At 38.0% G+C, this 345-nt stretch carries 1 protein-coding gene; it reads left to right on the plus strand.

Annotated features, from left to right (window positions below; all coding sequences use genetic code 11):
• Positions 1–91 precede the first annotated feature (91 nt).
• Positions 92–247 carry a hypothetical protein gene (locus ACYUCW_RS18220; RefSeq protein WP_155722985.1) on the plus strand — a complete coding sequence of 52 codons (156 nt, stop codon included), beginning with the start codon at positions 92–94 and terminating at the stop codon, positions 245–247.
• Positions 248–345: the final 98 nt, after the last annotated feature.

Here is a 345-nt window from a genome sequence, read left to right on the forward strand (position 1 = left end):
CGCCTGACGTGGTTAAAAGCAGGCACAGTTAACTAATTACAGTCCATTCTGTGGGCTGTGGTGAGTTGATTAATAGATAGGAGATAGAGATATGTATGAAGTGCAAATGACAGGATTTGGTCGAATTCATTTTTTGTGGATTGAGGCTGATGATCATGATGATGCTCAGGCACAGGTCAATGGACTAAATCTATTCCATGACGATTTAGTTTTTGAATTAACAGGAAGCGAAAAAAATGACAACTAGCATCGTGTTTAGTTAATAACGGAGGGAGTATGACATCCCTCGTTCAGCAGTAACCCACCCTATATTTAGATATATAAACAAGACATTTCGTAATTAAT

Source organism: Proteus sp. MB838 (assembly GCF_054767435.1).

What these genes read in the sequence shown, in the direction of transcription:
- ACYUCW_RS18220 (WP_155722985.1), top strand. Translation starts at nt 92, where the DNA reads ATGTATGAAGTGCAAATGACAGGATTTGGTCGAATTCATTTTTTGTGG.